The 22,982-nt window shown below is 33.1% G+C and carries 23 protein-coding genes; 21 read left to right on the forward strand and 2 right to left on the reverse strand.

Translation table 11 applies throughout. The features are described 5' to 3' along the window. Positions 1-5: 5 nt before the first annotated feature. On the reverse strand, positions 6-740 hold the full coding sequence (locus HMPREF2864_RS03605) for an NAD-dependent protein deacylase (protein ID WP_070545023.1): 735 nt from the start codon (positions 738-740) through the stop codon (positions 6-8). 200 nt (positions 741-940) lie between these two features. On the opposite strand from HMPREF2864_RS03605, the gene HMPREF2864_RS03610 reads away from it, so the two are divergent. The 20 genes from HMPREF2864_RS03610 (at position 941) to HMPREF2864_RS03705 (ending at position 21,645) form a co-directional block, all read left to right on the forward strand. Beyond that, a complete protein-coding gene (locus HMPREF2864_RS03610; RefSeq protein WP_002460013.1) occupies positions 941-1,696 on the forward strand; it encodes a DeoR/GlpR family DNA-binding transcription regulator in 756 nt (251 codons plus the stop codon). 230 nt (positions 1,697-1,926) lie between these two features. After that, positions 1,927-2,355: a galactose-6-phosphate isomerase subunit LacA gene (lacA, locus tag HMPREF2864_RS03615; protein ID WP_070545024.1), complete on the forward strand. Its 429-nt coding sequence runs from the start codon at positions 1,927-1,929 to the stop codon at positions 2,353-2,355. A 15-nt stretch (positions 2,356-2,370) separates the two neighbouring features. Continuing rightward, positions 2,371-2,886, forward strand: coding sequence for a galactose-6-phosphate isomerase subunit LacB (gene lacB / locus HMPREF2864_RS03620; protein WP_002460010.1), 516 nt, complete (start codon positions 2,371-2,373; stop codon positions 2,884-2,886). A gap of 12 nt (positions 2,887-2,898) precedes the next feature. Then, the gene (locus HMPREF2864_RS03625) at positions 2,899-3,834 is read left to right on the forward strand and encodes a tagatose-6-phosphate kinase (RefSeq protein ID WP_002460009.1); all 936 of its coding nucleotides are present in this window, start codon (positions 2,899-2,901) and stop codon (positions 3,832-3,834) included. A gap of 3 nt (positions 3,835-3,837) precedes the next feature. Continuing rightward, a complete protein-coding gene (gene lacD / locus HMPREF2864_RS03630; protein WP_002460008.1) occupies positions 3,838-4,812 on the forward strand; it encodes a tagatose-bisphosphate aldolase in 975 nt (324 codons plus the stop codon). 19 nt (positions 4,813-4,831) lie between these two features. After that, the gene (lacF, locus tag HMPREF2864_RS03635; RefSeq protein WP_002460006.1) at positions 4,832-5,143 is read left to right on the forward strand and encodes a PTS lactose transporter subunit IIA; all 312 of its coding nucleotides are present in this window, start codon (positions 4,832-4,834) and stop codon (positions 5,141-5,143) included. A gap of 5 nt (positions 5,144-5,148) precedes the next feature. Then, positions 5,149-6,891: a lactose-specific PTS transporter subunit EIIC gene (locus tag HMPREF2864_RS03640; RefSeq protein ID WP_172452317.1), complete on the forward strand. Its 1,743-nt coding sequence runs from the start codon at positions 5,149-5,151 to the stop codon at positions 6,889-6,891. A 15-nt stretch (positions 6,892-6,906) separates the two neighbouring features. Beyond that, the gene (lacG, locus tag HMPREF2864_RS03645) at positions 6,907-8,319 is read left to right on the forward strand and encodes a 6-phospho-beta-galactosidase (RefSeq protein ID WP_141743506.1); all 1,413 of its coding nucleotides are present in this window, start codon (positions 6,907-6,909) and stop codon (positions 8,317-8,319) included. Between the two features lie 223 nt (positions 8,320-8,542). Beyond that, positions 8,543-9,400, forward strand: coding sequence for an alpha/beta hydrolase (locus tag HMPREF2864_RS03650; RefSeq protein ID WP_002460003.1), 858 nt, complete (start codon positions 8,543-8,545; stop codon positions 9,398-9,400). Between the two features lie 94 nt (positions 9,401-9,494). Next, positions 9,495-10,496: an NADP-dependent oxidoreductase gene (locus tag HMPREF2864_RS03655; RefSeq protein ID WP_070545026.1), complete on the forward strand. Its 1,002-nt coding sequence runs from the start codon at positions 9,495-9,497 to the stop codon at positions 10,494-10,496. Between the two features lie 26 nt (positions 10,497-10,522). After that, positions 10,523-11,530 carry a zinc-binding alcohol dehydrogenase family protein gene (locus HMPREF2864_RS03660; RefSeq protein WP_070545027.1) on the forward strand — a complete coding sequence of 336 codons (1,008 nt, stop codon included), beginning with the start codon at positions 10,523-10,525 and terminating at the stop codon, positions 11,528-11,530. Between the two features lie 549 nt (positions 11,531-12,079). After that, the gene (gene amaP / locus HMPREF2864_RS03665) at positions 12,080-12,616 is read left to right on the forward strand and encodes an alkaline shock response membrane anchor protein AmaP (RefSeq protein ID WP_002459998.1); all 537 of its coding nucleotides are present in this window, start codon (positions 12,080-12,082) and stop codon (positions 12,614-12,616) included. Positions 12,617-12,628: 12 nt separating this feature from the next. Further along, positions 12,629-12,868 carry a DUF2273 domain-containing protein gene (locus tag HMPREF2864_RS03670; RefSeq protein ID WP_002459996.1) on the forward strand — a complete coding sequence of 80 codons (240 nt, stop codon included), beginning with the start codon at positions 12,629-12,631 and terminating at the stop codon, positions 12,866-12,868. A 65-nt stretch (positions 12,869-12,933) separates the two neighbouring features. Further along, positions 12,934-13,443, forward strand: a complete 510-nt coding sequence (locus HMPREF2864_RS03675; protein ID WP_002478917.1) for an Asp23/Gls24 family envelope stress response protein — start codon at positions 12,934-12,936, stop codon at positions 13,441-13,443. Between the two features lie 225 nt (positions 13,444-13,668). Next, positions 13,669-15,429, forward strand: a complete 1,761-nt coding sequence (locus HMPREF2864_RS03680) for an IucA/IucC family protein (protein ID WP_070545028.1) — start codon at positions 13,669-13,671, stop codon at positions 15,427-15,429. Positions 15,430-15,432: 3 nt separating this feature from the next. After that, entirely contained in the window at positions 15,433-16,521 is a 1,089-nt protein-coding gene (locus HMPREF2864_RS03685; RefSeq protein WP_002478919.1) for an alanine racemase, read from the forward strand. A gap of 490 nt (positions 16,522-17,011) precedes the next feature. Continuing rightward, a complete protein-coding gene (locus HMPREF2864_RS03690) occupies positions 17,012-18,007 on the forward strand; it encodes an ABC transporter substrate-binding protein (RefSeq protein ID WP_012990779.1) in 996 nt (331 codons plus the stop codon). Between the two features lie 17 nt (positions 18,008-18,024). Beyond that, positions 18,025-19,053, forward strand: coding sequence for a FecCD family ABC transporter permease (locus tag HMPREF2864_RS03695; protein WP_070572112.1), 1,029 nt, complete (start codon positions 18,025-18,027; stop codon positions 19,051-19,053). Then, positions 19,046-20,011 (forward strand): FecCD family ABC transporter permease, encoded by a 966-nt coding sequence (locus HMPREF2864_RS03700; RefSeq protein WP_002459989.1) that lies wholly within the window; start codon positions 19,046-19,048, stop codon positions 20,009-20,011. The genes HMPREF2864_RS03695 and HMPREF2864_RS03700 overlap by 8 nt, the downstream gene beginning before the upstream one ends. Before the next feature lie 263 nt (positions 20,012-20,274). Continuing rightward, positions 20,275-21,645 carry a YjiH family protein gene (locus tag HMPREF2864_RS03705; RefSeq protein ID WP_070545029.1) on the forward strand — a complete coding sequence of 457 codons (1,371 nt, stop codon included), beginning with the start codon at positions 20,275-20,277 and terminating at the stop codon, positions 21,643-21,645. A 237-nt stretch (positions 21,646-21,882) separates the two neighbouring features. Here the strand turns inward: HMPREF2864_RS03705 and HMPREF2864_RS03710 are convergent, their stop codons facing one another. Further along, on the reverse strand, positions 21,883-22,143 hold the full coding sequence (locus HMPREF2864_RS03710; protein WP_002459987.1) for a SunI/YnzG family protein: 261 nt from the start codon (positions 22,141-22,143) through the stop codon (positions 21,883-21,885). Positions 22,144-22,320: 177 nt separating this feature from the next. Here HMPREF2864_RS03710 and HMPREF2864_RS03715 point away from each other — a divergent pair, with 177 nt between their 5' ends. Then, positions 22,321-22,836: a metal-dependent hydrolase gene (locus HMPREF2864_RS03715; protein WP_002478924.1), complete on the forward strand. Its 516-nt coding sequence runs from the start codon at positions 22,321-22,323 to the stop codon at positions 22,834-22,836. Positions 22,837-22,982 lie beyond the last annotated feature (146 nt).

Raw genomic sequence — 22,982 nt, forward strand, 5'->3', positions numbered from 1 at the left:
CCCTTTTAGCTGATCTTTAGTACGTCTTCTACTACCTTTGTCATATCATCATGGATGACTAAATCAGCACGATGATCATACGGTGTAGCGTCTCTATTAATAATGACTAAGTTATCTCCTGTAAAATTTGATATAAATCCAGCAGCAGGTTGGACTACTAAAGAAGAACCTAATACGATTACTGTATCTGCTTCTTGGATTTTGTTTAATGCACTAAATACAGCAGATTGATCTAACATTTCACCGTATAGCACGATGTCAGGACGAATGGCTTTACCACAATCTTCACAGTATATTAAATCGTGTTCTATGACATATGATTTAGTATATTTTTTTCCACAATTCAAACAATAAAAACGATTGAGTGTGCCATGTATTTCGTCTATATTTTTACTGCCTGCTTCTTCGTGTAAGCCATCTATATTTTGAGTAATCACACCGAGGGATTTACCTTTATTTTCTAACTCTGCAATCCAATAATGAACTGGGTTGGGTGTTTTATCTGCAAAAAGTAATCGCTGATGAACGAAATTCATAAAACCTTTAGGATCGTCTTCAAAATAATTAATACTTAGCAAATACTCTGGAGCGTATCCATCTTTTGAAACATCGTCATATAATCCCCCTGAAGATCGAAAATCAGGTATGCCACTTGCTACTGATACGCCGGCTCCTGTAAAAAAGACAATACGTTTCGATGTATTAATAATCTCCTTCAATTGTTCTATTTGTTGTTTCAATATAAACACCTCTATAAATCATATTGATCATTTATCTTCAATATTTAATTATACTATAGATATACTAAAGTTTAAAAAGTGTTGTTATTATTAATTCCATACATCTGATATACTTAGATTGCTGGAGAGTTCGTTATTATCTTAAAATATGTATTCAAAATTTATAAAATTCACTAATATCAGGATGTGAAAGGATATCTATGAATAAATATGATCGCTTAGATGAAATTACTAAGATAGTTAATAAAAAAGGAACAGTTAGAACAAATGAAATCGTCGAAGATTTAAATGTATCTGATATGACCGTTCGACGAGATCTTGCTGAACTGGAAGAAAAAGGGGTATTGACTAAGATACATGGTGGTGCTCGCAGCAACTCAGTATTCCAGTTTAAAGAAAAATCACATCAAGAAAAGCATGCACAAAATATAGAACAAAAAAAAGAAGTTGCCCAAAAGGCTGTGTCACTAATTGAAGAAAGTGATACGATATTTTTAGGACCAGGAACAACAATAGAGTTATTGGCCAATATTATGGAAAAAGAATATCTAACTGTAATTACAAACTGTTTGCCAGTATTTAAAATTTTATTTGAAAAACGATCGCTTCACTTTAATGTATATTTATTAGGAGGCGAAATGAGAGAGCTCACAGAATCTTTTGTTGGTGAAATGGCAAATACGCTACTTAAGACAAAACGTTTTAGTAAAATGTTTTTTAGTTGTAATGCGATAAAAGGTTCAAACGTTTTAACATCAACTATTGATGAGGCTTATACACAGCAAATTGCACTAAATCATTCTGTAGAAAAGTACTTGCTTATAGATGATTCCAAGATAGATAAAGAGGATTTCACCCAAATGTGTGATTTAACTGAGCTAACAGCAGTAATTATCAATCAAAGTGATGATGAAAAAATAGAAAAACTAAAAAAATACACAGAAGTAATTCATTAACCAACTAATTAACTGAGACAAGGTTGTTCAATTTGACAATCTTGTCTTTATTTTTTGGATACGAAAAGGATGTTTGAAATACAGTCAAAATCGAAATTGTCAAACATAATTCAAACAATAAATGTTGATTTTATGTTTATTTATGTTTATAATTTAAACATAGAGAGTTTGAAAGCGCTTTTGTAAAAATAGATAATACTCGCGAAATTTATTAAAAAAGGAGAATCATTATGACTGTAATTATTGGTTCAGATGTAGACGGTAAACGTTTGAAAGATGTAGTCAAAGCATTTTTAATTGAACAAAATCACGATGTGGTAGATGTAACAGAAGGTAAAGATTTAGATTTTGTTGATGCAACATTGGCTGTTGTAAACGAAGTTCAAAAAAACGACGACAATCTAGGTATCGCTATAGACAAATTCGGAGCAGGTAGTTTTATGGTAGCTACTAAAGTTAAAGGTATGATTGCTGCGGAAGTATCTGATGAACGTTCTGCGTATATGACTAGAGGCCATAACAATGCGCGTATGATTACTATGGGAGCAGAAATCGTTGGTAATACGTTAGCTAAAAATGTTGCTAAAGAATTTGTTAATGGCCATTATGATGGTGGTCGTCATCAAATCCGTGTAGATATGTTAAATAAAATGTGCTAATAGGAGGAATTAATAATGAAAATTGCAATCGGATGTGACCATATCGTTACTGATGTAAAAATGGAACTTTCTAAACATTTAAAAGAAGAAGGTTATGAAGTATTAGATGTAGGAACTTATGATTTTACACGTACACATTATCCTATCTTTGGTAAAAAAGTAGGCGAAGCAGTTACGAGTGGCGAAGCAGACTTAGGCGTGTGTATTTGTGGTACGGGTGTTGGTATTAGCAATGCTGCGAATAAAGTTCCAGGCGTTAGAACTGCTTTAGTAAGAGATATGACATCTGCATTATATTCAAAAGAAGAATTAAATGCCAATGTAGTTAGCTTTGGTGGCGCAATTATTGGTAAATTATTATTGTTTGATATTGTAGATGCTTTTATCAAAGCGGAATATAAACCAACAGAAGAAAATAAAAAACTTATTGCAAAAATTGAACATTTAGAAGCTCATAATGATAACCAATCGGATCCTCATTTCTTCGATGAATTTTTAGAAAAATGGAAACAAGGTGTATATCACGATTAAGGGTGGTTAACAATGATACTAACATTAACTTTAAACCCTTCAGTAGATATTTCATATCACTTAGACCAGTTTAAATTAGACACAGTAAATCGTGTGAGTCAAATTGGTAAAACTGCTGGAGGAAAAGGACTTAACGTTACACGTGTTTTAAGTGAGCTTGGTGATGAGGTCTTAGCTAGTGGTTTGCTTGGTGGTGAATTAGGTACATTTATCGAAAGTCAACTTGATTCCAATCAAATTCAACGTAACTTTTATCACATTCAAGGTCAAACAAGAAATTGTATCGCCATATTACATGAGGGACAACAGACTGAAATTTTAGAACAAGGACCTACAGTAAGCACAGATGAAGCAGCAGAGTTTAAAACATATTTAGAAACACAGTTGTTAAATCGAGCACAAGTCGTTGCGATGTCAGGTAGTTTACCAAAAGGACTTGAAACGAGTTATTATGCTGACATAGTAGCATTGGCAGCGGCACGAGATATTCCTACAATTGTAGATAGTTCCGGTGCATCATTGAAAAGCGTGTTAAATGCTCAAGTTAAACCAACAGTAATTAAACCTAACATTGATGAACTCAATCAATTAATTAACTTAAATATTTCAGAAGATGTTCATGAATTAAAAGTTGCACTAGAACAACCTATTTTTGAAGGAATAGAGTGGATTATCGTGTCATTAGGTAGTAAAGGTGCTTTTGCAAAACATCATCATAAATATTATAGAGTGAATATTCCAACAATAGAGGTAGTAAATCCAGTAGGTTCTGGAGACTCTACAGTAGCAGGTATTGCTTCAGCTTTACTGCACCATGAATCTGATGAAGATTTGCTAAAAAAAGCGAACACGCTTGGCATGCTCAATGCACAAGAAAAGCAAACAGGACATATCAATATCGCGCATTACGATCAATTATATCAACAAATTAAAGTTGTAGAGGTGTAAAAAATGACTAAATCAACACAAAAAGTAGCTTCAATTGAAAAACTTAGCAATGAACAAGGTATTATTTCAGCGCTTGCTTTTGACCAACGTGGTGCATTAAAACGTATGATGGCAGAACATCAAACTGAAACGCCATCAGTAGAACAAATTGAACGTTTAAAATCACTTGTATCAGAAGAATTAACGCAATATGCATCATCAATACTTTTAGACCCAGAATACGGTCTTCCAGCTTCTGAAGTGCGCAACAAATCTTGTGGTTTATTGTTAGCTTATGAAAAAACAGGATATGACGTCAATGCAAAAGGACGTTTACCAGATTGCTTGGTTGAATGGTCAGCAAAACGCTTAAAAGAACAAGGTGCAGATGCTGTGAAATTCTTGCTTTATTATGATGTGGATGATGATGAAGCAATTAATGTTCAAAAACAAGCATATATCGAACGTATTGGTTCAGAGTGTGTTGCAGAAGATATTCCATTCTTCTTAGAAGTTTTATCTTATGATGATAAGATTGCTGATAATAAAAGTGCTGAATTCGCTAAAGTAAAACCACATAAAGTTAATGAAGCGATGAAATTATTCTCACAAGAACGTTTTAATGTAGATGTGTTGAAAGTTGAAGTTCCAGTCAACATGAACTATGTTGAGGGATTTGCTCAAGGAGAAGTTGTTTATAGCAAAGAAGAAGCAGCACAATACTTTAAAGAACAAGATGCAGCAACAAACTTACCATACATCTATTTAAGTGCAGGTGTTTCTGCAGAATTATTCCAAGAAACATTAAAATTCGCACATGATGCAGGCGCAAACTTTAATGGCGTTCTATGTGGTCGTGCAACTTGGGCTGGTTCAGTTAAAGTTTATATTGAACAAGGTGAAGAAGCGGCTCGTGAATGGTTACGTACAACAGGATTTAAAAATATAGATGATTTAAATAAAGTGTTAGCAACTACTGCAACATCTTGGAAACAGTAATTTGTGAGGTGGAAGATTAATGAATAGAGAAGAAGTTCAATTACTTGGCTTTGAAATCGTAGCTTATGCAGGAGATGCTAGATCAAAATTGTTAGAAGCACTTACTGCAGCACAAAATGGGAAATTTGACCAAGCTGAAAGCTTAGTTGAGGAAGCAAACACGTGTATTGCTAATGCACATAAAGCACAAACAAGCTTACTTGCAAAAGAAGCGCAAGGAGATGATATTGCCTATAGTGTCACAATGATGCATGGTCAAGACCATTTAATGACGACATTATTATTAAAAGATTTAATGAAACATCTAATTGAATTGTACAGAAGAGGGTGAAGACCTTGATGAATAAACTAATTGAGCAAATCGAGAAGGGCAAGCCTTTTTTTGAAAAGATATCACGTAATATTTATTTAAGAGCCATTCGTGATGGATTCATTGCGGCGATACCTGTAATTTTGTTTTCTAGTATTTTTATTTTAATTGCATACGTTCCTAACGTTTTTGGTTTCTTTTGGAGTAAGACTGTTGAAGGTATGCTTATGAAACCTTATAACTACACGATGGGGATTGTAGGTTTCTTAGTAGCCGGCACGACTGCGAAATCGTTGACGGATTCATTTAACCGTAAATTGGAGAAAACGAATCAAATTAACTTTATTTCAACAATGATGGCAGCGATGTGTGGATTCTTATTTTTAGCGGCTGATCCTGCCAAAGATGGTGGATTTTTAAGTGGTTTTATGGGAACAAAAGGGTTATTAACAGCCTTTATTTCTGCCTTTGTGACAGTTATTGTTTATAATTTCTTTATTAAACGTAACATCACAATTAAAATGCCGAAAGAAGTGCCACCAAATATTTCGCAAGTATTTAAAGACATTTTCCCTTTATCTGCAGTTATCTTAATTTTATATGGCTTAGATTTACTCTCAAGAGCAACAATTCATGCCAATGTTGCCAATTCAGTGTTAAAAGTGTTTGAGCCATTGTTCACTGCTGCAGACGGTTGGGTAGGTGTAACAATTATCTTTGGTGCATTTGCATTCTTCTGGTTTGTAGGTATTCACGGTCCTTCTATAGTTGAACCGGCAATTGCAGCGATTACGTATGCAAACCTTGAAGCCAACTTGCATTTATTACAAGCTGGTGAGCATGCAGACAAAGTGATTACACCAGGGACACAAATGTTCGTGGTAACTATGGGTGGTACAGGTGCCACATTAGTTGTACCATTTATGTTTATGTGGTTAACAAAATCAAAACGAAATAAAGCAATTGGTCGAGCATCAGTAGTGCCTACTTTCTTTGGTGTAAATGAACCTATTTTATTTGGTGCGCCATTAGTCTTGAATCCAGTATTCTTTATACCGTTTATATTTGCGCCAATTGTTAACGTATGGATTTTCAAATTCTTTGTTGATGTCATTGGCATGAATAGTTTTAGTATATTTTTACCTTGGACAACACCTGGTCCTTTAGGTATCGTGATGGGTACCGGTTTTGCTTTTTGGTCGTTCGTTTTAGCGATTGTATTAATCGTAGTCGACGTCATTATTTATTATCCGTTTGTAAAAGTATATGATGAGCAAATTTTAGAAGAAGAACTAGGCAATAAAGAAGCAAATACAGAATTACAAGAAAAAGTATCAGCTAACTTTGATACTAAAAAAGCAGACGCAATTTTAGCAACTGCTGGAGCAAGTGAAGCAACAGCAAGTGAGGAAACACATCAAGCTGATGTCGCACAAACGAATAACATTAATGAAGAAACCAATGTGTTAGTGTTATGTGCTGGTGGAGGTACAAGTGGTTTATTAGCTAATGCTTTAAATAAAGCAGCTGAAGAATACAATGTGCCAGTAAAAGCAGCAGCAGGTGGTTACGGTGCACATATGGATATTATGAAAGATTATCAGTTAATTATTTTAGCACCTCAAGTAGCTTCAAACTATGAAGATATTAAACAAGATACTGATAGATTAGGTATTAAACTTGCGAAAACGCAAGGGGTAGAATATATCAATTTAACACGAGATGGGCAAGCAGCTTTAGAATTCGTTCAGAAACAATTTGAAAAATAATTAGGAGATGAATGTATAATGAAGAAATTACCAGAAGATTTTATTTTCGGTGGCGCAACTGCTGCATATCAAGCTGAAGGTGCAACGCAAGCAGACGGTAAAGGTCGTGTTGCCTGGGATACGTATTTAGAAGAAAATTATTGGTATACGGCAGAACCTGCTAGTGACTTTTATCATCGCTATCCTGTAGATTTAGAATTAAGTGAAAAATTCGGAGTGAATGGGATAAGAATTTCAATAGCATGGTCACGTATCTTTCCAGATGGCTATGGCGAAGTAAACCAAAAGGGTGTAGCATTCTATCATAATTTATTTAAAGAATGTCATAAACGTCATGTTGAACCATTTGTGACATTACAACATTTTGATACTCCAGAAACATTGCATAAAGATGGTGATTTCTTAAATCGTAAGACGATTGATTATTTTGTTGACTATGCCAAATTCTGTTTTGAAGAATTTTCAGAAGTTAACTTTTGGACAACGTTCAATGAAATTGGACCTATCGGCGATGGTCAATATTTAGTTGGTAAGTTCCCTCCAGGTATTAAATATGATTTTGCAAAGGTCTTCCAATCACATCACAATATGATGGTAGCTCATGCAAAAGCAGTTAAATTATTCAAAGATAATGGCTATTCTGGAGAGATTGGTGTTGTACATGCATTACCAACAAAATACCCATATGATCCTACTAATCCTGAAGATGTAAAGGCTGCTGAATTAGAAGACATTATTCATAACAAGTTTATTTTAGATGCAACTTATTTAGGTCATTACTCACGTGAAACTAGAGAAGGTGTGCAACACATCCTCTCTGTAAACGGAGGAAAGCTTGATATATCTGATGAAGATTTACGTACATTAGATGCTGCCAAAGATTTAAATGACTTCTTAGGTATCAATTACTATATGAGTGATTGGATGAGAGGTTATGATGGAGAATCTGAAATTACACACAATGCTACAGGTGATAAAGGTGGCTCTAAATATCAACTTAAAGGCGTAGGACAACGTGAGTTTGATGTTGATGTACCAAGAACGGACTGGGATTGGATGATTTATCCTAAAGGTTTATATGATCAAATTATGCGTGTAGTTAAAGAATATCCGAATTACCATAAAATCTATATCACAGAAAATGGCTTAGGTTATAAAGATGAATTTATAGAATCTGAAAAAACTGTGCATGATGATGCGCGTATCGATTATGTTAAACAACACTTAGAAGTAATAGCCGACGCTATCCGTGATGGTGCTAATGTTAAAGGTTATTTCATTTGGTCATTGATGGATGTATTCTCTTGGTCAAATGGTTATGAAAAACGCTATGGTTTATTCTATGTCGATTTCGAAACGCAAGAACGTTATCCTAAAAAAAGTGCTTATTGGTATAAAGAATTAGCTGAATCAAAAGAAATAAAATAACTAATATGATTAAGAACACTCATCCAATTAATTTGTGATGGGTGTTTTTTATTCTGTAAAACATAAAATGCTATTATAGAAAAGGCAATATATTGAAGTAGTAGATATTTTAAAGTCAAAGGTAATTCATCTAGTCATAGACATCAGTATATGAGTTTTTTTCATGGCAATTTTTACTAACTTAGGTATACTGAATACAAAATAATTGGATGTGGTATAATCAATGAAATTTCAAAAAACAGGTTTACTCATAGCAATATTAACGTTGATGTTATTTTTAACTTATGGATGTCAATCATCCTCACAATCAAAACAAAATAGTTCAAGTTATAATCATTCGCATACAGCAACATTATTTTTGCATGGTTATGGTGGCAGTGCAAATTCAGAGAAATATATGGTGCAACAAGCTGTAAATCATGGTGTGACCAATCAAGTCATAACAGCAATTGTAGACAAGAATGGAGATATTACGTTTAAAGGAAAGTTAGCTAAAAATGCAATTAATCCAATTGTGAAAATAGAATTAAAAGATAATAAAAATGGTAATGTTAAGCAAAATGCAAGTCATATCAAAAATGTGTTAACTAAATTAAAAAACGACTTTCATATTAAGCAGTACAATTTTGTCGCGCATTCTATGGGAAACTTATCTTTTGCTTATTTTATGAAATTATATGGTCAAGATACGCAATTACCTCAACTTAATAAAGAAGTAAACATTGCGGGAACATTTAATGGTGTTTTAAATCTTAATGAAAAGGTAAACGAAATTAGTGTTGATAAAAATGGGAAGCCGAGTAAAATGACAGAGAATTATCAACAATTACTTGGTCTCAAAAATAACTATAAAGACAAACAGATTGATGTATTAAATATTTACGGTGATATCCAAGATGGTACGCACTCTGATGGTCGCGTATCTAACAGTTCTTCAAAGTCATTAAAATATTTATTGGCTGACAGTCCCAAATCTTATAAAGAGTCACAATACACTGGTGCTACGGCGCAACATAGTCAACTTCACGAAAATAACAAAGTTGCCAATGAAATAATCCAATTTTTATGGAAGAAATCATAGAATTACTGGATATACCTAACTTTAAAAGCAATGAAATTGAGCTATTGGCGTTTGACTACTATACTTGAAAGAAAGAGAGAAAGGGTGCTTTGTCATGAAAAATGAACAAATTGTATTAAATCAATATCCTGAAGGAATACCTAATGATCAAACATTCAAATATGAAAATATTGATGTTCAAACCCCTAAAAATGGTGAGCTTCAAATTGAATCATTATATATTTCTGTTGACCCGTATATGCGAGGCAGAATGACACCTTCAGATTCCTATGTACAACCTTTTAAATTAAATCAACCAATTATTGGTCATGTTTTGGCAAGAGTTGTCGTGTCCGAGAGTGATGACTTTACAAAAGGTGATATTGTTATTGGGATGTTACCTTGGAAAAGATTTCATACGCTACCAAGTAATCAAGTGAATAAAGTACCATCAACAGATGTGCCATTAGAATTATATTTAAGTACACTGGGTATGACTGGTCATACAGCTTATCATGGATTACTGGATATTGGTCGACCTAAAGCTGGAGAAACCGTTGTAGTATCTGCTGCATCTGGTGCTGTCGGAGCAGTTGTTGGTCAAATTGCTAAGATTAAAGGTGCTCGAGTGGTTGGTATAGCAGGAGGTACTAAAAAGGTTAATTATTTAACAGAAACACTTGGTTTTGATGCAGGTATTGATTATAAAAAAGACGATTTTGCTGAGGCATTAGCATCAGCGCTTCCAGATGGTGTTGACGTTTATTTTGAAAATGTAGGTGGTGCGATTAGTGATGAAGTATTTAAACATTTAAACCGTTTTGCTCGTATTCCGGTTTGTGGGGCTATATCATCTTATAATCATCCAGAAAGGGATATTGGTCCACGTATTCAAGGAACATTAATAAAAAAACAAGCTATGATGAGAGGCTTTTTAGTTGCAGAATTTTCGGATACATTTAAAGAAGCAAGTGAACAATTAGCACAATGGGTTAAAGAAGGTAAAATTAAAACTGAAGTTTCCATTGCGCATGGTTTCCATGAAATACCTACAGCATTTAAAAACTTATTTACCGGAGATAACTTTGGTAAACAAATCGTAAAAGTTTCTGAGTAACTTAGAAAAACTTTGAGGTGAATGAAATGAAGGCAATTATAGCAAATAGACCCTTTGAATTAAGTGAAGGTAATTTTTTCTATGAAACAGACATTAATATGCCGGTATTAAATGCACACGATGTCTTAGTAAAAGTAGAAGCAATAAGTGTTAATCCAGTAGATGGGAAAACACGTATCAGACCTATTAATGGTCAACAGCGTATTTTAGGATATGATGCCGTAGGTAAAGTTGAAGCTGTAGGACAGTCGGTTTCAATGTTTGATATTGGAGATGTCGTATTCTATGCAGGCACATCATCAAGACCCGGTGCAAATGCTGAATATCATGCTGTAGATGAGCGTCTAATAGCTAAAGCACCAAAAAATATTTCTGCTCAAGCGAGTGCAAGCTTGCCATTAACGGCAATTACAGCATCAGAAGTACTTTTTGATGTATTTAACATTGCTACTGATCCTGAGCTTAATCAACATAAGACAATATTAATTATTAACGGTGCAGGTGGTGTCGGTAGTATTGCAACACAAATTGCTAAAGCATATGGTTTAAAAGTTATAACTACGGCATCTCGACCAGAATCTATTCAATGGTCATTAAAGATGGGTGCGGATATCGTATTAAATCATCATGATGATTTAGTGCAACAATTGCACAGTGAACATGGTGAATTTGTAGATTTTATTTTTTGTACATACGATACTGATATGTATTACAATACGATGATTGAACTTGTAAAACCGCTTGGAAAGATAGCAACCATTGTGGCATTTAAAGAAACGCAAGATTTAAATGCATTAAAGCCCAAAAGTCTTACGTTAACACATGAATTTATGTTTGCGAGACCAGTATTTAATACAGATGATATGATTAAGCATCAAGAGTATCTGACAGATGTTGCAAAGAAAATAGAAGCGGGTATCTATCAACCTACAACAACAAAAGTTATTGAGGGCTTATCAGCTGAGCATTTATATGATGCGCATCAGATTATTGAAAGCAATCAAATGATAGGAAAACTTGTGATTAAGCTATAAGAGGCTTTGAATATATTAATCCATTGAAATGACAAAAGAGGGACGAGGACAGCATGCATTATGAATTTGTAGTCCCGCCTCGGCTAGATTGACTAGGATTGAAAAAAGCTTGGTATCAGCGTATTTTCCATCCTAGTCAACTACAATATTTAGTTCATAGCTTAAAAAATAAATTTGTTTTGGGCTGTTTGGAACCATGAAGTGTTAGACGCAAATCCTAATGCTTCATGGTATTTTTTTGAACAAAAAAAGGAATGTTTTTTAATAACCATTATCAAGCATTTAATCTCTAAATATAAATGATTTGTGTGTTCTAAAACGGCAGACAATATAAGCCTAATCAAAATATTTATCATATTGTCATTAATATTTAGTAATAAAAGGTTTTCAAATCAAAAAATTGGGAATAATCATAAGGTGGAAATAAATTACTCTTAATAATAAATTTAGAAAAATGTTTTTATAGAATGTATTAATGTTTTTTAAATTTAATTAAGGGTAAACCATAATAAATAATTCATACAACAATAGCTAAGGAGGTGCTTTGAGGTGAAAAGATTGAAAAATTTCATCCTCGGCCTATTAATAGTTGTTATTGTTGGCTTCCTCTTGTTTATGTATATACAAGATAGTCGTATTTCAGAATATCAAGACTATTTCTTACAATTCAATTGGTTCCAACCACTATTAATTGGATTAGCTGCGTTTTTAATATTGATTGGTTTAATTTTAGTATTTAGCATTTTTAAACCAACCTATAGAAAACCTGGCTTATATAAAGATTTTGATGACGGTCATGTATACATCTCAAGAAAAGCAATTGAACGCACAGCTTATGACACTCTAAAAAATTATGACCAAGTTCGACAACCTAATGTGATTACAAAGCTATATAACAAAAAAGACAAATCTTATATCGATGTTAAAACGGATTTCTTAGTACCGAATGATGTTCAGGCAACTTCTTTAGTTGAAGGTATTCGTTCAGACATTAAGCAAAACATTGAATATTTTGCCGAAATTCCAGTAAGAAAATTAGAAGTAAATGTGAGAGACCAAAAAACATCTGGTCCTCGCGTATTGTAAGGGAGGGATAATATGGCTGACAATAATAATCATAATGGACAAGATTCTAGCCAACACATTATTAATATGATTAAAGCATATAAATGGCGTATCATTGGATTCTTTGCCTTTTTACTCATAGCAATTTTATTCCTAACTTTAGGATTCTGGAAGACAATTTTAATCATTGTCTTATGTTTAATAGGTATTGGCATTGGGTATATTAAAGACCGTACTCAAGATTTTATGAATTTTTTAAATAGATGGAGTTAACAAAATAAACGAAGTAAAAAAATTCATCAATTATTAAATCAAATAAAATTAAAAGGAGAATGACTATGACTGTAGATAATAACAAAGCTAAACAAGCATATGATAATCAAACGGGTGTTAACGAAAAAGAAAGACAAGAGCAACAAAAACAAGCACAACAAAATCAAGAACCACAATTTGAAAATAAATTAACATTTTCCGATGAAGTTGTTGAAAAAATTGCCGGAATTGCAGCTCGTGAAGTTAAAGGTATTCTAGATATGAAAGGTGGCATTGCTGATAGTTTCTCTAATGCGTTCTCAAGTGGAAACAATGTCACTACTGGTGTATCAGTTGAAGTTGGAGAAAAACAAGCAGCTGTAGATTTAAAAGTTATTCTAGAATATGGTGAATCTGCGCCTAAAATTTTCCGTAAAGTCACTGATTTAGTTAAAGAACAAGTAAAATATATTACTGGTTTAGACGTTGTTGAAGTGAATATGCAAGTTGATGACGTTATGACTAAAAAAGAATGGCAACAAAAAAATGAAAAAAACAATGATAACAATAATAAAGAGAGACAAGGCTTACAATAAGTTATCATTAAATAAATAATATTACGCGCTTCGATAGACAAAGTCGAAGCGCGTTTTTGTGTACAAAAAATTTGGTGTGATTACTTCAATATTTGATATGAAAAAATTTTACAAATAAGCATTTTATTTGTATAATCCATGTTAGTGATAATGATAATTATTATCAATTGAGCAATTGATATACATAGATAAAACTATAATGAAGTAAATGGATGGAGGCAGGGCATGATAAAACATCACATTAAGATGCGTGCTGATAAAAATATCCAATTTCGACTTATGAATACTTTAATCAAAGAACGTCTTTTTGCACAAGGTACTAAGATTACAGAAAGCCCTCAGCAACTAGAAATTCAATATCATTGTCATGTACTTTATATGACTGTCATTAGAAAAAGTTCATTTCAACGGTTTGAGTTCACACAAGATATTATTTATCAATGTGGTAATCATAAGAATTCAATCATGTCAGTTGAACAACTTATTGATATATTAAGAGATTCTTTTAGTATAAAAATATCTACAAAACTTTCTAAAGAACTTATCCATAACAGAGATTGTTTAATTGAAAGTTATAAACATTTTGAACATCGACACGATGTAATTACTCAAAGTATGACATTTGCTAGATTACCAGAGGCATTAAATTTTTTTACTTGGTTACAGCATTTAGCTGATAATGGTGTCACGCAAGATTTGATGTATTCTGAAAGTTTAGTGACTGAAGGGCTAGCGCTTCAGCCGCTTGAGAAAATGAAATTACCTATGTCCATAGAGGCAGTAAAAAAATATACGGCAGAATTTGAAAAAACAATTTATTTACCGATAATGCTCGTGCATCAAGATAAAATCAAGACAGCTACAATAAATAACGATAGTCAGTTTATTCTAAATCAAGTTATTCCTCAATATCGAAGTAAACTTAAGCGCTATATTGAACCGCTGGGTCTTAAATTGGATCGCTATCGAGTTATGATTGTCCATCCATGGCAATATAAGCATGTCATTGCAAAATATTTTGAATCATGGGTTAGTGAAAGCTGGTTGTTGCCAACGCCTTTAACAATTGAAGCTAAAGCTACTGAATCATTTAAGACATTAGATTTAATACATCAACCGTATCAAGTTGAAGTATCAGTTGATGTTCAAGATATTCATTCAATTCGTAGAGATTGTTTTATAACTATGGAAGATGCACCAAAAATAACTCAAATTTTGCAACATATCTTTAAGGATGATTCTGACTTAGAAGTTACATGTAAGCCTTTTGTATCACATGTAAAGTCAGATGTTGAACATTCAAGCCAATTAGCTTGTAGTGTCAATCAGAAGCCAGCTATCTTTGAACCAGGATCTACTATTGCTTCTTCAAGTTTAGTTAATACTAATCCGGTTGATCAACATACAGTTATTGATAGCTATTTAGAATGGCTTGGTAACGGCGTCACACAAGAAAGTGTGATACATTTTATTTCTTCATATAGTGATACTTTATTGACGCCATTAATTAATGCTATCCAAGATTATGGGGTAGCATTAGATGCTAGCATGCAAAATATCATTGTACATTTAGGCAATGATTATCAAATGAAATTTATTTTTAGAGATATAAATGGAATAAGTATTCATATGCCAACACTATGTCAACAATTCTCAGATTTAAGACTGACGCATCATGATATATACAGTGCTTCAATCGAAGAAGTTGTCGCTAACTTACAACGAACGGTTATACAGTATCATCTTGCAGAATTAGTTCATCATTTTACACAATATGAAGGTATTACAGAGCATGGTTTATACGGCATTGTTCAGCAAGTGATTTATACGGCAATAGATGACACTAGACCACATGCAGATATTTTAAAAAAGGTGTTTTTTGGAGCGAAAGTTAAAGATCATTCCTCATTTCAACATTACCTATATCCTGAACTTGCACGTGAAAAATGTATAGAATTTGATAATCCATTAGAAAGTGAGGTGTAGCTCATGCCTAAATTGAATATTAATTTAGCTAAAATTAAATATAATGCTCAAGTATTGCAGTCTTTTTTAGCTTCAAAAGATATTAACTTTACACCAGTTGTCACAGCGATTGCAGGTGATCGTGAAATTTTGAAGGTTTTGAAGCAAGTAGGATTAACTGAAATAGCAGATTCGAGGTTAGCTAATATTCAGCGATTTGGTGATCCAGATGTAAATTTTATCCTGTTGAAATCCCATGCAGAAGACTGTGATAAAGAGATTATTCAGCATGTTAAGATAAGTGTTCAAACAGAACTAACGTCAATATATCGTTTAAATGAGGTTGCACAGACCTTAGGGACTACGCATCAAATTGTGTTGATGGTGGACTGGAAAGATGGACGTGAAGGTGTTTTAACCTATGATGTGTTGCAATATTTACATGAAATTATGTCTTTAAAACATATCAAAGTTATTGGGTTGGCATTTAATTTTATGAGTTTTAAATCTGAGGCACCTAGTGATGATGATATTTTTACGATGAATCAATTTATTTGTGCGGTAGAGAAAGAACTTGGATATCGTTTAAAACTTATCTCTGGGGGCAATTCCAGTATGTTGCCACAATTAATGTATAATGACTTAGGAAAAATTAATGACCTACGCATTGGTGATACATTATTTAGAGGTGAAAATACTACGTCAGGTCAGCCTATGCCTAATTTATATCAACATGCGATTACGTTAGAAGCGCAAATTATCGAAATTAAGCCAAGAGTAAATATGGAGACAAAGCAGTCATATTTACAAGCTATCGTCAATATTGGTTATATAGATACAGTGACTAACAACATTCAACCGATGGATAAAGAATTGAAAATTATAGGTGCATCAAGCGACTATTTAATGATTGACTTAAATAATCAAGATGGCTATCAATTAGGCGATACCATAACCTTTACTTTAGGTCATGAAGCACTAACCCAGTCAATGTATATGCGCCATTTAGAAAAGAATTATGTAAATGATGACCTTATAAATGCGTTAATTGCAAATTTTGATAAAAATACGATGCGACAATGTCATCAACACCATCAACATCTAAAAAATTAAGAAGCAGACCAATAAAGGATATGATTGGTATAAATTGTGATAATTAGTTTGATTGTCATATGTTTAAGAACATAAAAAGTAACAGAATCTATTATATTAAGACTTATATAAAAATAGTCTGTGTAAAAAATGTAACGTAATAATGTTGAAGTTTCCATTGTTAGTTGTTGACTGGATTGAAAATAAGCTTATACCAAATTTTTTCAATCCTAGTCAACCTTGTCGGGGCGGGACTACGAATTCATTATGAATTCTGTCCCGCTCAGTATTTTTCTAGGAATTCTGTCCCAGACTGTTTTACCAGAATCTATGCTTGACTTATCCTTGTTTCAGTCTTTAATCAATAGGAAATATTTTAGATAAAATAAATAACATTTGTATTTACACAACATATTTTCTCTATATAAATTTTAATAAAATTAGGTTGACATTGATAATCGTTATCAATACACTATATAATGTAAATACTATAATTAAGGAGTGACATGGAATGAAGGCTTGGAAATACATAAGTATCATTGGGCTACTGTTTTTATTAGTAACTGCTGCTGCTTGTGGCAATGTCAGTGATAATGGATCAAGTAGTTCTAATAAAAAATCGTCTTCAAAAGATACGATTGAAGTTAAAACAGAACAAGGGAATGTCAAGGTCCCTAAAGATGCAAAACGTGTAGTAGTCCTAGAATACTCATTCATTGACGCACTTGCTGCTTTAGATGTTAAACCGGTGGGTGTGGCAGATGATAACAAACCAAATCGCATAATCAAACCATTACGTGATAAAATCAAAGGCTATACATCAGTAGGGACACGTAAACAGCCTAATTTAGAAGAAATTAGTAAAACAAAACCCGATGTGATTATTGCTGATAGTCAGCGTCATAAAGGTATTTATAAAGAATTAAATAAAATTGCACCAACAGTGATGTTGAAAAGCTTTGATGGGGACTATAAAGAAAACATAAACGCTTATAAAACGATTGCCAAAGCATTGAATAAAGAAAAACAAGGTCAAAAACGCTTAGACAAACATAATAAATTAATGGCAGAATATAAAAAGCAAATCAAATTTGACAAAAATGAAAAAGTATTACCTGCTGTTGCATCTAAATCAGGTTTACTAGCACACCCTAGTAGCTCATATGTTGGACAACTTTTAGGTGAGTTAGGTTTCAAAGAAGCACTAAATGATGATGTAACGAAAGGTTTAAGTAAATATTTACAAGGACCATATTTGAAATTAAATTCAGAAACACTTGCAGATGTTAATCCACAAAGAATGTTTATCATGACAGATAAAGCAAGTCCAGAAGAACCATCATATAAAGAATTCCAAAAAGATCCAGTCTGGAAAAAATTAGATGCAGTTAAACATAATCGTGTTGATGTTGTAGATAGAGACTTATGGGCACGTGCACGTGGTTTAATTTCTTCAGAACAAATGGCGAAAGAAATTGTAGATTTATCAACGAAAGAGCAAAAGTAAGGTGGTAAGGAAAGACTATGACAAAACTATCTAGTCAATCCGCTATCGAAAAACAAAACAAGAAACGCACTATGCTCACCTATGTGGTGAGCTTGTGCTTTCTTTTTATTTGTATCTACTTTAATTTAGCGGTTGGATCATCCAAAATACATTTTCACGATGTGATAGATTATTTTTTTACGACACATGAATCAAGAGCTACATTTTTAATTCATAATGTAAGAATGCCTCGAATGATTGGGGGCTTAATTATAGGTGGTGCATTGGCACTCGCAGGTTTGCTAATGCAGGCAATGACTAGAAATCCGCTAGCTTCACCTCAAATTTTCGGCGTGAACGCAGGCGCTTCATTTGTTGTTGTATTAGTAACAGTATTAGTGCCTTCATTAGGAAATTTTGCGACACCATTAGCATTTTTAGGCGCATTTTTAGGTGGTTTAACGGTATATGTTTTATCCGGATCGACACGTCAAATCACACCCGTTAAACTAGCGCTTGCTGGAATGGCAATTCATCTCTTTTTTAGCAGCTTAACGCAAGGTATCATTTTATTAAATGAAGATTCAAACGATACAGTAATGTTTTGGCTTGTAGGTTCATTAAATGGTTTAAAATGGACGCAATTATTGGCAGTTGTTCCATGGATTATTGTTGCGGTGGTTGTTACATTGATGATTAGTAGACAGCTTAGTATTATGGAGCTAGGAGATGACATCGCCATAGGATTGGGTCAAAAAACACAGTTAGTTCGCATTATAGCTGGTTTATTAATCGTTGTACTTGCAGGTACGTCTGTGTCTATTGTTGGGCCAATCGGATTTATCGGATTAATTGTACCTCATATTGTTAAACACTATGTAGGACAAAATTATTCAGTATTAATTCCTTTAACGTTTATCATTGGTGCCGATTTATTACTGCTTTCCGATGTACTAAGTAGACTTATTACATTTCCATTTGAGTCTCCAGTAGGTATTGTGACGTCGTTTGTCGGCGCTATATACTTCCTATTATTTACGTTAAAAGGGGTGAAAAGAATTGACTAAAAAAGTACTAATTCGACGTTATACTATTGTGCTGATTGTGCTATTGATTGCATTTGTCAGTAGCTTATGTGTCGGTTCTACTATGTTTTCACCCATTTATGCGTTAAAACATATGTTCACTTTTGATGACTTTATTTTAAATGAATATCGAATTCCAAGAACATTATTAGGTTTACTCGTTGGCTGCAGTCTAGCGATTTCAGGTGCGATAATTCAAGGTGTAGTTAGAAATCCGTTAGCATCTCCAGATGTTATCGGTATCTCTAAAGGTGCAAGTTTAGCTGCGGTTATACTTATAATGGTTTTTCCATCAGCACCCTTGTTTTTATTACCAGTGGGTTCATTTATCGGTGCGCTATGTATTAGTTTGATTTTGTCTATTCTCATATCTAGATTTAATGTAAAAGGGTCTAGTTTAGCACTTATTGGATTAGCAATTGGTGCGATTTGTACAGCAATTGTACAGTTTCTACTAATACGAAATCCTATGGATGCAAATAATGCTTTATTATGGCTAACTGGTAGCTTATATGGGCATACGATTGAAAATGTATTGGCGATTTTGCCATGGTTTATCATTGCAATTCCACTGATTTTAATTTTAAGTTATCAACTTGATATTTTAAATTTGGGAGATCAGTTGGCAATCGCATTAGGTGCCAAAGTAAAAGGTTTAAAAATGACATTACTGATATTATCTGTAGTTCTTGCAGGTGCATCGATTTCAGTAGTGGGTGGTATTAGTTTTCTAGGATTAATTGCACCGCATATTGCGCGTTCAATTGTCGGACAACGCTATTTGCATATTGTTTTGATGTCTGGTCTTATAGGTGCAGCACTTATTTTATTCAGTGATGCTTTAGCCAGAGGCATACATCCACCTTTAGATATCCCAGTAGGTGTCATAATAGCAATTATTGGCGTGCCATATTTCCTATTTTTATTGAAAAAATTATAATCACTTAAGAGATTGAAATAGTATTTAGCAATTTGTAATATCTAATGTTTAACATTTATGGATGTAACAATTTGTGACATATTATTTCAATCTTTTTTAGGTATTGAAGATTTAGGTAAAATAAGATATAGTTTATTAATACGAAAAATTTCATAAAAATGCATTTACAAAAATTATTAATTGTTTTAAGGTGATTGTTTAGACTCTAAATGCAAAATGAATGTATATAGTAGACACAATATATAAATAGAAAAGGTGTTTAAATGGAAGGTTATTCGAAGAAAGAAATTATTAGAGGTCGCGCAAAGTTTATTGTGATGTCCATCATAGGTATCATTTTATTTTTAATTCCAGTACCAGTTGTACAAGATGGTCAAAAAACCACAACGTTACCGGTTGCTTATTTAGCAGGCGCACTTAAATCTCTATTAGGAGAGGCCATGCCGCTAATCATCTTGTTTATTGTTACGCTTTCTGGGATATTATCTATTTTATGTTCTACATTCTATAAGAAAAAATTGAATCCAGAAGGGTTAATGTACAGTGCTTTTAATGTTAAATGGGGCTGGCTTATATTAAGAGTATTAGCAGTATGTTTTGTTTGGATGACTTATTTTAAATTTGGCTCTCATGTGATTTATTCAAATGAAACAGGTGGATTAATATTTTCCGATTTATTACCTACATTGGTTGCAGTTTTTTTCTTTGCAGCATTATTTTTACCATTTTTAATGGACTATGGCTTGTTAGAATTTTTAGGGCCTGTGTTTAGACCCGTCATGAGACCATTGTTTACTTTACCTGGTCGTTCAACAGTAGATAACTTGGCCTCATTTATTGGAGATGGTACTGTGGGAGTGCTCATTACCAGTAAACAATATGAAAAAGGTATTTACTCAAAAAGAGAGGCAACTGTAATTTCAACAACGTTTAGTGTTGTTTCTATTACATTTGCAATTGTTATAGCTGGAACGGTTGGCATGGAATCTAGGTTCTTATTATTTTATTCATCTGTCATACTTTCATGTTTAATTGCAGCTGTTATTATGCCAAGAATTTGGCCGTTAAACACAATTCCAGATGAATATGCTAAAGATACGAACGGTTCAATTCATGATGAAGATTTGCCAGAGGGTAAAAGTGCTTTAGGCTATGGCTTAGAAGAAGCGACGAAAGTAGGTTTAAACGCGCCTGGTTTTATTAATTTTTTCAAATCTGGCTTTAAAACGGTTATTGATATGTGGTTTGTTGTACTTCCGGTGGTTATGGCAATCGGAACAATAGCGACTATAATTGCTAATTACACACCGGTATTTGAATTTATTGGAAAACCATTTATTCCATTATTAAATATTTTACAAATTCCGGAAGCTGCTGCAGCATCACAAACCTTGATAATTGGTTTCGCGGATATGTTTTTACCTTCAATATTAATTCAAGGTGCTCATAGTGAAATAACTCGATTTGTCGTAGGTGCTTTAAGTATTTCTCAACTTATCTATTTATCTGAGGTTGGCGGTGTTATTTTAGGTTCTAAAATACCAGTAAGTGTAGGGAAGTTATTTATGATTTTCTTAATAAGAACATTGATTACGTTACCAATTATTTCTTTAATGGCACATTTATTTTTGTAATAAAATGAGTTATAAAAATTGTAAAAGCATACGTAAAAAAGCTGATAAGGCTTTAACTACGTATGCTTTTTTATGAATGGATGTTATTTATTAAATTAACGTAAAATGAGGGGAGCGGAACAGAATTCATTATGAATTCGTAGCCCCGCCCCGCTAACTGCTGCCATATAGTTCATAGTCTAAAACATAATGATGTCTCAGACTGCTCTAAATGCTTCTATGCTAATTTATAAAATGTTATTTTGTAAGTTCGTTATAAACTTTTTGATCGTTATGTGTATAAATAATATATTCGTGATCGTTAGTATCTATAATAACGCGATTTGTTTTACCGAATGTAGATCCAATGCGAGAAATATTTTTCTCATCTAATTCAGGAACAGCATGTATATCTTGGTCTTGTGAAATGTTTTTAATATCTTGTGTTGGAATTTTAATATCTGCAACACGCCATTGAATTCTAACTTCATTATTATCTTTTTTTACTGTCATTGCCATTATAGAACACTTCCTTTTAACAATTTGTAATTTAATAATAATGCAAATTGCAATCGTTTTCAAGTATTTATGTGATACTTTTTTAAATTTGTGACATACTAATTATTTGAGCGAAAGTATGTTCGCTTTTAGGGTCAAATTATGCTATTATATTTGAAAGAAAAGGGAGTGTGAACTATGACGGGAAAGACACATGCATCGTGTGGTCTTTTAGTAGGAGCATGGACAACACAGTATTATCAAACAGATATATTTACTACTGTTACTGTCATGTGTTTAGCTACAATGGCAAGTTTATTGCCAGATATATGCCATATGAGAAGTAAAATTGGAAGAAGATTAAAATTAATAAGTTTTATAATAAGATTACTTTTTGGTCATCGCACTTTCACACACTCGCTTATATTCGTTTTTTTAATTGCATCTGCGCTTGTCTTAATTCATAGTCCATTGTATTATTTAGTTTCAATTATCGGGGGATTGCTATCTCATGTTATACTAGATATGTTAACACCTAGAGGAGTTCAATTATTTTATCCACTTCCTCAGAATATTCACTTTCCAATTACCGTGAAAACAGGGGGATGGATGGATTTATCACTGGCTACTGCGTTAACAGTCGGTGCAGCATATACTTTATTTCAACCCGCATTTGAGGATTTTTTCTTTTATATAGGAAAATACTTTGCATGAGCTAGGGACATCATTATGTTTTAAGTTATGAACTAAATCTTGGTAGTAGTTGACTAAGATTGAAAATACGCTAATACTAAGCTTTTTTCAATGCAAGTCAACCTTGCCAGGGCAGCACAACAAATTCATAATGGATTCTGTTCCGC

Origin of the sequence: Staphylococcus sp. HMSC059F04, from assembly GCF_001812565.1 — a bacterium.
Lineage (GTDB): Bacteria > Bacillota > Bacilli > Staphylococcales > Staphylococcaceae > Staphylococcus > Staphylococcus lugdunensis.